The 13,454-nt window shown below is 42.7% G+C and carries 11 protein-coding genes; 2 read left to right on the top strand and 9 right to left on the bottom strand.

Annotated features, from left to right (window positions below; translation table 11 throughout):
- From WCM76_10765 to WCM76_10730, 8 genes are all read right to left on the bottom strand, one after another.
- On the bottom strand, nt 1-739 hold a 739-nt coding region (locus tag WCM76_10765; protein ID MEI6766116.1), incomplete at its 3' end, for a hypothetical protein.
- 81 nt (nt 740-820) lie between these two features.
- Nucleotides 821-1,606, bottom strand: a complete 786-nt coding sequence (locus tag WCM76_10760) for an MBL fold metallo-hydrolase (GenBank protein ID MEI6766115.1) — start codon at nt 1,604-1,606, stop codon at nt 821-823.
- A gap of 199 nt (nt 1,607-1,805) precedes the next feature.
- A complete protein-coding gene (gene pepF, locus WCM76_10755; protein ID MEI6766114.1) occupies nt 1,806-3,728 on the bottom strand; it encodes an oligoendopeptidase F in 1,923 nt (640 codons plus the stop codon).
- A 97-nt stretch (nt 3,729-3,825) separates the two neighbouring features.
- Nucleotides 3,826-4,053 carry a hypothetical protein gene (locus WCM76_10750; protein ID MEI6766113.1) on the bottom strand — a complete coding sequence of 76 codons (228 nt, stop codon included), beginning with the start codon at nt 4,051-4,053 and terminating at the stop codon, nt 3,826-3,828.
- A gap of 159 nt (nt 4,054-4,212) precedes the next feature.
- Nucleotides 4,213-5,766: a PCMD domain-containing protein gene (locus WCM76_10745; GenBank protein MEI6766112.1), complete on the bottom strand. Its 1,554-nt coding sequence runs from the start codon at nt 5,764-5,766 to the stop codon at nt 4,213-4,215.
- Nucleotides 5,767-5,925: 159 nt separating this feature from the next.
- A complete protein-coding gene (locus WCM76_10740) occupies nt 5,926-6,693 on the bottom strand; it encodes a patatin-like phospholipase family protein (GenBank protein ID MEI6766111.1) in 768 nt (255 codons plus the stop codon).
- A gap of 115 nt (nt 6,694-6,808) precedes the next feature.
- On the bottom strand, nt 6,809-7,996 hold the full coding sequence (locus WCM76_10735; protein MEI6766110.1) for an MFS transporter: 1,188 nt from the start codon (nt 7,994-7,996) through the stop codon (nt 6,809-6,811).
- 6 nt (nt 7,997-8,002) lie between these two features.
- Nucleotides 8,003-8,494 (bottom strand): hypothetical protein, encoded by a 492-nt coding sequence (locus WCM76_10730; GenBank protein ID MEI6766109.1) that lies wholly within the window; start codon nt 8,492-8,494, stop codon nt 8,003-8,005.
- A 246-nt stretch (nt 8,495-8,740) separates the two neighbouring features.
- Here WCM76_10730 and WCM76_10725 point away from each other — a divergent pair, with 246 nt between their 5' ends.
- Entirely contained in the window at nt 8,741-10,075 is a 1,335-nt protein-coding gene (locus tag WCM76_10725) for a saccharopine dehydrogenase C-terminal domain-containing protein (GenBank protein ID MEI6766108.1), read from the top strand.
- 21 nt (nt 10,076-10,096) lie between these two features.
- The gene (locus tag WCM76_10720; protein MEI6766107.1) at nt 10,097-10,816 is read left to right on the top strand and encodes a TerB family tellurite resistance protein; all 720 of its coding nucleotides are present in this window, start codon (nt 10,097-10,099) and stop codon (nt 10,814-10,816) included.
- On the opposite strand, the gene WCM76_10715 is transcribed toward WCM76_10720, so the two are convergent.
- The gene (locus WCM76_10715; GenBank protein MEI6766106.1) at nt 10,813-13,311 is read right to left on the bottom strand and encodes an outer membrane beta-barrel family protein; all 2,499 of its coding nucleotides are present in this window, start codon (nt 13,309-13,311) and stop codon (nt 10,813-10,815) included. The two genes, WCM76_10720 and WCM76_10715, sit on opposite strands and share 4 nt — an antisense overlap.
- Between the last annotated feature and the right edge of the window lie 143 nt (nt 13,312-13,454).

Raw genomic sequence — 13,454 nt, 5'->3', positions numbered from 1 at the left:
CGTAATCGTAATACGTGATTCCCGAAAGGGAGCTCCAGTCAAGCATTACATCAGGTGTTTGATTGGTAGCGCCGTTGCTCGGGCTAACCTGAGTTATCTGATCGGTCGTTGTAAAATACCATATCGGTGTCCATTGCGTTGTATCAACCGAATGACGGGCTCTTGCGCGCCAGTAATATTTTGTTCCGAATCTCAGATTTGCGGTATAAAAATACGAATAGCTGCTTGTGGCCGAACCATAAACATGCAATGGCGAATTGAATGTTGAGACCGTGTCATATTCGTAATCGTAATACGTGATTCCCGAAAGGGAGCTCCAGTCAAGCATTACATCAGGTGTTTGATTGGTAGAGCCGTTGCTCGGGCTAACCTGGGTAAGCTGATCGGTCGTTGTAAAATACCAAATTGTTGACCATGCCGATGAATCCAGGGGCGCTGTGTTTTTTACGGCGCGGCATTGCCAGTAATAGGTGGTTCCAAAGCGGAGATTCGACAAATACATATAACTATTGGTTCCTGCCGAAACTATTATTGCTCCCGTGAGTGCAGGGTTTGTACTAATCTTATACTGATAAATAGTCGCACCGGTAACCGAGCTCCAGTCAATCATCACATCAGGGGTCTGGTTTGTAGCACCGATGGATGGAGATACAATCGATGGTGTCGTCAGCGTGGCGTGTACCGTAAAACTGAATAGTGCCAGAATAAATGGCAACGCAATGAACCTGAGAAATCTCATAACAATAGTATTTTCAATAGTTAGGATGCAAAATTACGCATTTTGCATGATAGTAGGCAAACCATAAAGTAGAGCTACCGTTTACTTTACACTTTTTGCGATCATTTCAATCCAGTCATCGCTCGTAAAAGCAACGCTCCACTGCTTCCATGCTTCCAGTATTTTTGCCTTCTGCAGCTCTGCAACACTTCGTTTTTTACCCAACTCTTTTCTCACCAATTCCCCGGTAGCGCGTATCATTGATTCATACGATTTGAGATCTTCCATGTTCAGTTCTCTTCCGTGTCCCGGAATAAAGCGGGTTTCAGTGGGAAATGATTTTATTATTGAGGCAATATTATCTGCATCTTTAAAAATATTCCCGCCATGATCCGTATCAATGAAAGGGAACATATCCGAGAAAATAATGTCACCGATATGTAGAATCCCGGCACGCGTAAACCATACCAGTACATCGCCACCGGTATGACCGCCGGGCATTGAAATAATTTTCACAACCTCGTCACCAGTAATAATCGTCAGGGTGTCTTTCACAATAATTGACGGTCTTGCCCATACAGCAAGTGCTTTATGTGTTTCGCCAAAAAGAAGCTGATCTGTACTTAATAAATTAAGTGTAGCCATGCTTGCAATAATACCGCTCTCTTTCGCAAACTGAATATTTCCGCTCGTGTGATCAAAATGCCAGTGTGTATTTACCAGGTATTTTATGGGCCCTATGCCGTTCTCACTCATCTTCTTCCTGAGTAATGGCGCCGCAGCTGCATACCCCGCATCCACCAGCAGGTTCCCTTCAGCCCCTTGCAGCACGACCAGGTTTACGCCATTAACCTCAAACAGGTATATGGTGTTGGTGAGTTGTCGCATTGATAACGGAATGCTATCTTGATTTTGTGCGTTAACAAACGTTAATATAAATAAACAGAAAATGGTAATGACGAATTTTCTTGCAGGTGCCGGCATGTTTTTCAAATTAATTATAACGTGCAATTTATACATTTTATTGAAAAGCCCCATTGCTCTGATAAGCAATGGGGCTTCAAATTTTCTATAGAGTACAATGAAATCAGAGCTTTCCGGCTTTCTTGAGTCGTGCCACAATCTGTTCCATCTCAGTAACCATCAGGTCAAATTGCTTAAACGCTGCTTTGTATGGCTCGGGCTGAGTCATATCAACACCTGCTTTTTTAAGAATGGCGATAGGGAAGTCGCTTCCACCTGCACTCAGCATTTCTATGTAACGATCGCGTTCTTTTTCTCCGCCGTTGAGAACCATATCACTCAATGCAAGAGAAGCGATGAGACCGGTACTATATTGGAACACGTAATAGTTCATGTAGAAATGCGGTATTCTCGACCATTCGCATTGGATATAATCATCAACCTGTGTAACTCCGGCATCGGCACCGTAATACTCCTTGGTGAGTTTCAGATACGTTTCGTCCATAAAATCTGCAGTAAGTTTCTGACCTGATTCTACTTTTTTATGAATGGCAAGCTCGAACTCGGCAAATAGTGTCTGACGATAAATGGTACCGCGCACGCCGTCAAGATAATTGTCAAGAATAAACAGTTTGAAGAGGTCGTCCTGCTCGGTCTTCAGCATTTGGCGCATCAGCATGTTTTCATTAAATGTTGATGCAATCTCTGCCAAGAATGTTGCGTATTCGGCATTATTCGAATGCTGTTTATTATTTGAAAACCACGAATGCATGGAATGCCCGAGCTCGTGAGCCATCGTTGACAAGGCATTGTAATTGCCGTTATAATTGAGTTTTATGTAAGGATGTACACCATAAAGACCGGCAGAATACGCACCACTTTCTTTGCCTTTGTTCGGGTAAACATCTATCCATCGCTTGGTATAGGCTTCATTCAGAAGTTCGCCGTATTTTGCGCCCATAGGTTTCATGGCGTCGGCAATAATTTTTTTTGCTTCTTCATACGAATATGTTTTACTTACCGATGGAACCGCACTCGCGTAAACATCTTCATAGCGGAACTTCGGAAGTTTCAGCAATTCCTGTTTCAGTTTAAGAAAGCGATGCAGGGGCGCCAGATTTTCATGAACCTGTTTAATTAGATTATAATAAACAGCTGTTGGTATGCTGTCGCCAAATAACCTTGCTGTTAAGCAGTCATCGTATTTATATACCTGAGCATTGAAGTAATGTTTTTTAATTTCACCATCAAGTAAGGTGGCTTGAGTGTTCTCGAATTTCTTCTGGTTTTCCCAGAATGTTTTCATCACCAGCGTGCGGTCATCCGGATTTTTGGACGCGCGCAAAGCCATGTAATTCGCATAGTTCAGTGTGTATTTTTTGCCGTCGCTGAGTGTAACTTCGGCGGGCGGTAATTCAAGGTCGTTGAGTATGGTTGATGCATCTCGTCCGGTACCTCCGAAAAGCCCGGTAAGACTGGTAATGCGCTGCTGATCGCCCGGCAACACGTGGTCTTTCATGTATAATATGCAATGAATAGAAAATGCATAAGGCTGCAAACCGGGTTCCTGTTTCAGGTATTCGCTGAATTTTGCCTGACCCAGCGTTAGCACATCATCATTAAAAAATGAAAGTTTCGATCCCATTTGTACGAACATCATCTGTATTTCGCCCTGCATCTTCTGGAGTTCCTGATTGCCCATATCCATATCGGCCTGATGGCTGGCATAAGCATATAGTTTCGAACTCTTCAGGTTTACCTGCGTCATAAAATCGAGGAACGCAAGCATATTCTTGGCCGAAGATGTCCATCCTTTTGACTTTTCTTCAATAGCAGCGATATTGGCTGTCACTACTTGTTTCTCGGCAATAAAGGCTTCTTTGTTGGGGTATATATCTTCTATTTTCCAGGTGTATTCAATCGGAACATCTTTACGGTCCTTCATTGAATAATCAGGAATACCGCCGTCGTTGTTTTGCGACTGCACCATCAATGGCGCAGATGCCGAAACAATGCAAACGAGTAAAAACAGCTTTGATTTAGCCATGATTGTTTGTTTTTGGGTTATATACTAAATGCGATTTTCTGTTGCGAAGGTATGAACATTTTTTTTTCTATTTGGGTTATCCCGATAAATGGCGTTCTTATGAATTTTCCTCTCGCCCGGAGCGAGCTTTTGCAGCTATATTTCGTGATGCTAAAATAATGTAAACAATATTTGCAACCACTGATAGTCCGAACAGCATGCCAATAATAAAATCCATGGTGTCATTGTTATCAGCCATTCGTTCAAGCATAATTGCAATTGCTGACAATGCAACGCCAAAGGGCATCATAAGGATTATCGGATAGTTTGTTTTCGTTGCTTTCATTGCTGAAATGTTTTGTTGTATACAAATATCCGCTGAAATCTGCTGTGGAAAAAATATATTCAACAAGCTGTGCATTTCAATCAACATAAGGGAGTTTATGGGAATAAAAAAACGCCGGCAATTACTTGCTGACGTTTTCTTTTTTATCTTAATGTGTATTTATTTCTTCAGAACTTTTCCGGTGATGATGCCGCTATTGTCGAAGATTCTGAACATATAAATACCTGCCGGAACATTCACACTGATAGTATTTACTGTTGAGTTATCAAGTTTTTGTTCTGCAATGATGCGTCCCGAAAGGTCGTATAGCTGAACCAAAGGTTGGTTGAATCCCGAATTGTGCAAATCAATTACAAGATTTTCTGATGACCAATAAATAGATGTATTATTATTCGTATTGTTTTCAATTCCGGTAAGCGGATCGGTAACGATAATCTGAACTTCAGGAGACATTACAGTTAATCCGGCAATGAGGCTTTCGCATACTAAATAATAAGAATTTGCAGGATAGAAGTAAGGTATATAAGACGAATTGGTCTCGGCAGGAACAAATGATGTGTAAGGTCCGCCTGTTGCAGTACCGTATTTCCATTCGCGTGAGGTTGCGGCCGGTGTTTCGCTTACAGTTATCTGACTTCCATTCTGCCAGATGTCCAGATGCTGTGTTGAATCTGGTGAAACGGAGTTTGTAACCAGATTAATGGTAAGATCAGTTCCGTTATCAGTGGCTGTCAAGGGTGCATTCGATGATGTCACTCTTACGCGATAAGCCGTTCCTGCCGGTGTTCCAGCGGGGATGGTTCCAAAAATAGTGTCAGAAACAGTGGTGTTCAACGTTCCTAAAACGATGGGGCTGGCGAAGGAGCCGCTTGCATCTGAAAGTTCCGCGGTAACAATATTTCCGGCATCCATCGGGCCTGTGAGTGTAAAGGGAACCGTGATGGCTGCTCCCTGAGTGGCCGAAACAAAATAGTTGGTATTGGCAACAATTCCCGTATTCAGTTTAGGATTGTATACAACGGCAAGTCCGTCAATCCACATTTTGCTGCCACTTGAGCCACCGGCCTGATTGCCGCTTGATGTCATGGCGATGAGAATATATTCGGGTGTACGGCCGTCAACATAGGTAAACGGAACTGAAAAACGTGTCCATGATGAAACGCTTGAAGTCGGTGTGAAAAACACGGCGCGTGCAATAACATTTGCTGTGGCATCAGGATGATTGCCGCCAACAGGCGCTTCGGGGTCGTAGCAATTGCCCACATGAAGTTTAACGCCCACTTTGCCATAATCGCCGCTTGCGGAGGTATATCTGTAGTAACCAATGATACTGTCGGGACGACCGGTAAATGCCGAACTGAAATCAGGATCGCCGGCAATGGTATGAACATAGCCTTCTGCTTTGGTCATTGTAGGTGCTTCAACTTTTCCGGTAGTGCACGAACCATTGACAGCCGTTCCCCAATAACTGATTGTTTCGATGCGTACGCTGTGAGCGCCAAATAAAAAGATGCTTGCGTCATCGTTACAGGTTGCACCCGGCAAGGTTGCATATCCGCCTCCGGTTTTGTTTGAATTCCATTGTACGGGTTCCGTTGCCGGAGAAGTAACCCAGTTCTCAAATCCACCGTTAGGAATTGTTGTCTGTGCAGAAACATTTCCTGCAACCACCATCAGGCAAATGCCTGCGAGTATAGATAATAATTTTCTCATTGTTACATTTAATTAATTAAGCCTGCAAAAGTAGTTTTTTACGCGAAATTGACAAATACTTTCGTGAAAAACACAACGTAAAACTGCGTATTATCCTCATTTATCAAGGATTATACGGTTTTAATGAAGAATAACTGTCTGGCAGATATGCAAATAAAATTATCGCTGCTCTTTGATGGCTTTTTTTGCAGCTTTATAGCCCAGCGTGTACATTTCCCTGCCCTTGGCAATGTCGAGCAATGCATGCTTTTCAAGGCCGTCGGGTTCGATGTAAATGTTGCATTTCGCTTTTTTAGGTGTAATCAGCTGGTCAATCATCATGTGCACCGCCCGGTCGGCAACCTGCGTCATTCCTGAAAATTCTTTCTGAAAGCGTATCGGGTTGATGTTTATTCCAACCATCATTTCACAATCATGCTCAATGGGTTCGGTGGGAAAATTATTCAAAACGCCGCCGTCAATATACGTTACATCATCGATGACCATCGGTGTAAATAAAATAGGAATGGTGCATGATGCAATAATCATTTTAGTGAGTTCGCCTTTTGAAAAGTAAACCGTTTTGGCATTGTTCAGGTCGGTAACAGTGACGTATAATGGAATTTTCAAATCTTCAAAATACTTTGCTTTCAGGCTGTCCATCATGGTTTTATACAAGCCGGTCATTTTCACCAAACCTTTGTTCGGAAGTATGAATTCCAGAAATTTGTACAAGCGTTTATCTACAAATAATTTGTAAATCTGTTCAGGAGTGTATCCATCCGCGTAAAGCGACCCGACAATTGTTCCCGCGCTCACACCCGATATCACATCCGGAAATATTCCTTCTTCATTCAAGGCTTTTAACGCTCCGGCATGTGCAAATCCGCGAACAGCACCACCGCTCAACACCAGCCCGCATTTGTATTTTTTCTTAGCAACAGTCATTATTAAACCTTTGTCAAATCATTATTATTTTCGGAATAAAAATACAGAAAATACAATTACCGGAATATGTGGAGAAGACAATTAGAATACAAATGTAACGCCAATTAACGAGTATTTACGCTTTTTGAACTTTGGCGTATGGAACGAATACTGCGAAGTAAACAATGATGAAAACTACGGCACCGGCGGTCATTAAAAACGTTGCCTGAGCGCTGATGACTAACCATACAACGCCTGCAAGCGCACTCGATAATAAAGCAAACAGACTGTTGAAAGCTGTGAAGGCTCCGATAGCCGTGGCTGTTTCCTCTTTTTTGCAGATGTTGGATATCCATGCTTTAGCGATGCTTTCGCTGCAGGCTGCGTAAATACCATAGATGAAAAACAATATAAAAAATACAGTCACGGATGTGGATACCGCCATTCCGGCATATACGATAACAAACAGCGAAAGACCTACAATAAATGTTTTTTTCAAGCCTATGCGGTCGCCCAATACTCCAACAGGATAGGCGAAAACGGCATACACCAGATTATAGAAAATGTAAACTCCAATCAGCATGGAGTCTTCTAATCCTGCATGTTTCATCATTAATATCAGGAAAAGGTCGGAGCTGTTGAAGAGGGTAAATGCAAGCAATCCTGCAAACAGCCGCTTGTATTCTTTTGAGCTGTGACGCAAATAGCCGATGAAAGAGAAAAAGCCCGGACTTTTTGCTTTTACTGCAGCATCTTTCTTTTGTTCCTTAATAATAAAGGTGAGCAGAATGCTTACAATACCCGGAAAAAACGCGATGAAGAACAACATCTTGTAATGTCCCGGAAAAAAATAAAGATATATCAATGCAAGTACCGGTCCTATGAAAGCGCCCAGCGTATCCAGCGCCCGGTGAAATCCGAAAACTTTTCCTTTATGTTCCGGTGTTGTACAATCTGACAGATAGGCATCGCGGGCACCGGTTCGAATTCCTTTGCCGAGGCGGTCGGCAGTGCGTGACATAAAAATCCACCACACCTGGGTGAATAGCCCCATCATGGGTTTCGACAATGCGCTCAAGGCATAGCCAAACCGGACAAACGGCAGGCGTTTTCCTTTATGGTCCGACAGCTGCCCGAAATAACCCTTACTCAGCCCGGCAGTTGCTTCGGCCAGTCCCTCAAGTATTCCAATCATCAGCACCGTAAAACCAATGCTTTTTAAGAACAAGGGCATCACCGGATACAGCATTTCGCTGGCTACGTCCGTAAACAGACTTACCAGTGAAAGAATGAGAATGGGACGGGTTATAATGCGCTGCTTCACTTTGGATTACAGGCTATACACAAGACCGCCGCGAATAATCGGGTTTTCTTTGGGATTGTTTTTTTGCTGCATGAAATCCCACAATACGGAGCCTTGCAGCATCACGCCTTTCATAATCGGGTATTCGTATCCTGCGCCGATAGGTGCAGAAAATATCCACGAACGCGAACTGCCTACCGGGACATTTTGTCCTTCAAATTCGGCATGTAAAAAAATGCCTTTCCAAACGGTATATTCCGTAAAAACCCGACCACCAAAGGAGTATATGCCACTTGTTCCGTTTACGGTAGAGTAGGAGCCAATGGGCGAAAGTCCGACTTTAAAACTCTGTATCTGATAACCGATAATGGGTGCAAGGTCGATGTAAATGCCATTTGTGTAATTAGCACTTACATTGCCACCCGTAAATACTTGTGAGTAGGCGCGAGCATTGAAGAGCATCATAATTATCAGCACTGCTGTTGCTGATTTCAGTAAAAATATCCGCCTGTTTCTCATGGCATAAAGTTTTGGTTCGTGCCAAAATTACAATTATTATTCCTTTAAGAAGCCTTTTAAGATTTGTTAAGAAATTCAAGCTGTTATTAAAAGTGTACAACTAATATTTTCGGATAAAGATTTACAGTAATTTTGCGCATGTTTTTTAAAGTCTGAACAAACAGGAATTAGTGCTATTTGAATTATTGACAGACCGGTTAAACGGTAGTTCTTTTTTTTAATTACTCATTATTAATTGTTCATTTTATGAAAAATGTATTGATACTCGGTGCAGGAATGGTTGCCAATCCCATCATTAAATACCTGCTTCAAAAAAAATATAACGTCACTGTTGCAGCGATGAATGTTGAGGAAGCTCAAAAAATGGTTGCCGGTTTCCCAAACGGAAAAGCTATGCACTGGCTTGTTGATGACGAAGCAACTCTTGATAAACTCGTCCGGGAACATGATATTGCGGTGAGCCTGCTGCCTTATGTTTATCATTTAAAAGTTGCAAATGCATGTTTGAAAAACAAAAAAAATATGGTTACCACTTCGTATGTAAAGCCTGAAATGAAGGCTCTCGACAGCGAAGTGCGTGCTGCCGGTCTTATCTTTATCAATGAAATGGGACTCGATCCCGGTATTGACCACATGTCTGCCATGCGCATTATCGATCATGTGCATGCAAAAGGCGGAAAGGTTGAAGAATTTTATTCATTGTGTGGTGCTCTGCCGGCACCCGAAGCTGCCGGAAATCCGTTCAGGTATAAGTTTTCATGGAGTCCCAAAGGGGTGGTACTGGCCGGAAACAATGATGCGCAGTTTCTAAGGCATGGCGAAACGGTTTGTCTTCCTACCAAAGATTTATTCAAAAATCCGATGTCGCTTGAGTTTCCTGACTTAGGTTCACTTGATATCTATCCAAACCGTGACTCTATTGCCTACCGCGATATTTACGGCATTCCCGAAGCACAAACCGTTTACCGCGGAACATTCCGTTACAAAGGCTGGTGTGAAACACTGGATGCCATGAAGGCTATGCAATTGATAACACCCGAAAAATTTGATTTTTCAGGAAAATCGTACGCAGGTTTTGTTGCCATGATGATTGGTTCAAAAGGAGATAATATTCGTACAGAAGCAGCCGCATTTCTTGATATTCCCGTTACCGCGCATGCGCTTGACGCGATGGAATGGCTCGGATTATTCAGCCATGAACCGATGAAACGTACTACCGACAGTCCATTCGAGATTACCTCCGACCTTATGCTTGAGAAAATGATGCTTCCGAAAGAAGAACGCGACATGGTTGCCATGATGCATATTTTCAGAGCAAGCTATCCCGACGGTACTCAGGAAGTAATCAAATCACGCATGCTTGATTTTGGTGTACCCGGCGCCGATACTGCCATTGCACGCACTGTAGCGCTGCCTGCTGCCATTGGTGTAGAAATGATACTGGAAGGGAAAATTCTTGAGAAGGGTGTTCACATCCCGGTATTACCGGGCATCTACAAGCCCGTGCTTGACCAGCTGGAAACGTTGAATATTCGCATGGTGGAAGAATACGGACTGCCGCTTTCGGCAAATCTGGGATAACATTTTTATTGAAGATTTTTTATGGTGAAGTTTGGTAAATGGATTGGTGGTGGACTCGGTTGGGCTTTTGGCGGACCGATAGGCGCTATTTTTGGATTTGTGGTTGGTTCGGTGATTGATAACATTCATGTATCTACTGCCGTGATGCGTCCACAAACGATGCAGGGCGATTTTATTGCGAGCCTGTTGGTTCTGGCAGCCGCTGTTATGAAAGCCGACGGTAAAGTGGTGAAATCGGAACTTGACTACGTGAGGTCATTTTTCATGCATCAGTTTGGCCCGTCAGAAACACAGCAATATATGGTTATGCTGCGTGATATTCTAAAGCAGGATATTCCTGTTGCTGATGTTTGCCGTCAAATCCGCGATTACATGGAATACCCGGCACGTCTGCAATTGCTGCATTTTCTTTTCGGAATATCATCAGCCGACGGGCATGTTCATCCGAGTGAAGTGGACGTTATTACCAATATTGCAAATCTGCTCGGAATTCGTCAGCCGGATTTTGTTTCTATACGCTCTATGTTTGTAAAAGACGTTGACAATGCTTACAAAATACTTGAGCTTTCTGCCGATGCCAGCGATGAAGAACTGAAAAAAGCATACCGCAGAATGGCTGTAAAATACCATCCCGATAAGGTTGCAAATCTTGGTCCTGAAGTTCAAAAAGCCGCACAGGAAAAATTTCAGCACTTGAATGCTGCTTACGAAGAAATTAAGAAACAGCGCGGAATGAATTAGTTTGACTTTGGGCCTGTCGCTTTTCCGGTCTCTACCTGATTTTCCATTTCAATTTTTCCGAAACGAAGTGTAACACCCAGCGTGGTAAAACGCGAAATATTTTTTATGGAGCTTGTTCCCGAGTAGCCAGGCAAATTGGTCACTGTGACTTGCTTCTGCCAGTTAAATATATCCTGCATCCCAAGGCTTACACTTAATTTCCGTTTGAAAAAATCGGTGCGAATAGCGCCATTTACAAAATACAGCGGATCTGAACTGCCCTGTAATGTGAGGTTGCGTGAACGGTAATTGCTCACTAACTGGAACTGGCATGTTTTCAAAAAATAGAAGGTTGCCGAGAATTTTCCATCCCACGACATTTCTTCACGTTTGATTTTATAGGTTCCGAAATCTGCCGCTATTTTATTGTAAAAAGCGTTTCCGCTAAGGGTCAGATTCAGAAATTTTGCGGGTTGCAGATACAGCGTTAGTTCAGCACCTGTAAAAGCGTTTTGTCCCACGTTTACAAAAGTGGAATATAAAGTATAGCGGTTGAGGTATGTATCGTATACAACATTGGTCAGGGTATTGATGTCTTTCCCGGTGTATCGATGATAAACCGACAATCCGAAGCTTCCGCCTGATTTGAAATATTTTGAATATCCCAGTTCAAACGAATTGGCGTATGATGGCCGCAAATTCGGATTCCCGCCTGAAGTCCCGTCTTCATCGTAATACTGAATAAACGGATCAAGCTGGTAATTGGGATATACCACCCTGCGACTGTAACTGGCCGTTATATTGTGATAGCTTTTTGTTGTATACGACAAGAATACTGAAGGATAAACATTAAAAAATTCACGATTGAAATTGCTTGACGCGGCAATTGAATTCATATGGTTGAAGCGATATTCACCACGCACACCTATTTTATAATCAATGCCCCATAATTTGCTCCCGAAAGAGGCATAGGCATCAAGATTTCTCCCGCCGGTAGTGTTGTTATTGCTGAGGTAGGATGCGTAGGTATATCCATGCATCGGATAACTGCTGGTATCTGTAGGCGATTGCGAAAGCCCGCCATCAACGCTACCGTTTAAACCTGCTTCAAATGAAGTGCTGTCATTAATCGGGTAGGTGTAGGCCATGTATAAAATACCTGATTTTGCACCGGTCAGATTATCGGTAAGTCGCAGCTTATCCCGGAAAGCGTCAATAGAGAAAATCTTGGCATAATTTGTTGAGGCGCTCGATTCATACTGCCAGCCATAGGCATCCATGCTGAGTTTATGACCATGCTCGTTGAATTTATGTGTGTATGTTAATCCGCCGTAGGCGGAATAGCCATCGCCCTTATCGTCTGAACGCGTATCCATATTAAAGGATTGCCCGATCTGATAATTATGTCTTGTATTATGGTCTTCCCATGCTGAATTATTCCACGACTCACTACCGCCAAACCATAAATCAAGTTCATCTTTGGTGGTGAATTCATAGCCCAAATCTAAATAGCCGTAAGCCCATGAATTATGCGACTTGTACCAGCCCTGTGATTTGTCTGAATATAAGCTGTCAATGCCATTGGTAACGGTGCTTTCCGAATTTGAAGTATAATCCCAGCTTGACTTAGAATAGCTGGCGTACACGTTTACTTTAAATTTTTGGTCTGACCATACAAAGGAAAGCCACGGAGTGTAAGACGGGAGTGTATTGTAAGTGGTGCCAACACTAAGAAACCAGTTTTTTGAAATTTTCTGACGTGTTACAACATTAATAATACCGCCTGTCCCGCTGGCAGAATATTTTGCTCCGGGATTGGTAATTACTTCGATGCGGTCGAGCGCATTCGCCGGCAATTGCTTCAGGTATTCTTTTAATGCAGACGGATCGAGTTTCGAAGGTTTATCGTTAATCCATATAGAAACATTGGAAACCCCTCTCAGTGTAATATTCCCTTCCATGTCAACCCAAACCCCGGGCGCATTTTGCAGCGCATCGGTTGCAACGCCATTCTGCACGCTCAAATCCTGACTAACGTTGTATACTTTTTTATCGGCCGCGTATTGATAAATGGGTTTGGTGGCACTTACTTCCACACCACCCAGTTCACTTGTTTTTTGCTGTGCCATAATTACACCGAGATCAATCACGGATTGTGTGCCGTCGGCTGAAATAATTATAAGCCCGGGAGCATAGCCGATGTAGGAAATTTTAAGCAGGTATTTTCCAGCAGATACTTTCGGAATTGAGAAACTCCCGTCAAGGTCGGTGGTTGTTCCTTGCACAAAAGTACTGTCGGCAGTTTTAAGCAGCCCGAGATTTGCATATGCAAGCGGAATGCCTTTTATGCTGTCGCGCAATACACCTTTAAATGTATACTTTGTGTCATTTTGAGCATGAGCCTTCCCAATTGAGAAACCTGCGAAAAGTATCACAATTAAAAATGTACGCATATACCAGTAGCTTGAATTCAATACCGTTTTATTGTTAGTCAGCGAAACTGTTTTTGTAAACAAATCGACCCGCTAATTTTGAAAAATGGGCGTGAAATTAATAAAAATAATCAAAACAAGATATAAATAAAATTAATTATTAAGATATGAGTTATTGGTGTATAGAAAATGAAGTTAATTAATATAAATATAATGGACAATCATGC

The organism is Bacteroidota bacterium, assembly GCA_037133915.1.
Classification (GTDB): Bacteria; Bacteroidota; Bacteroidia; order Bacteroidales; family CAIWKO01; genus JBAXND01.
This window is presented reverse-complemented; position numbering and strand designations above follow the sequence as displayed.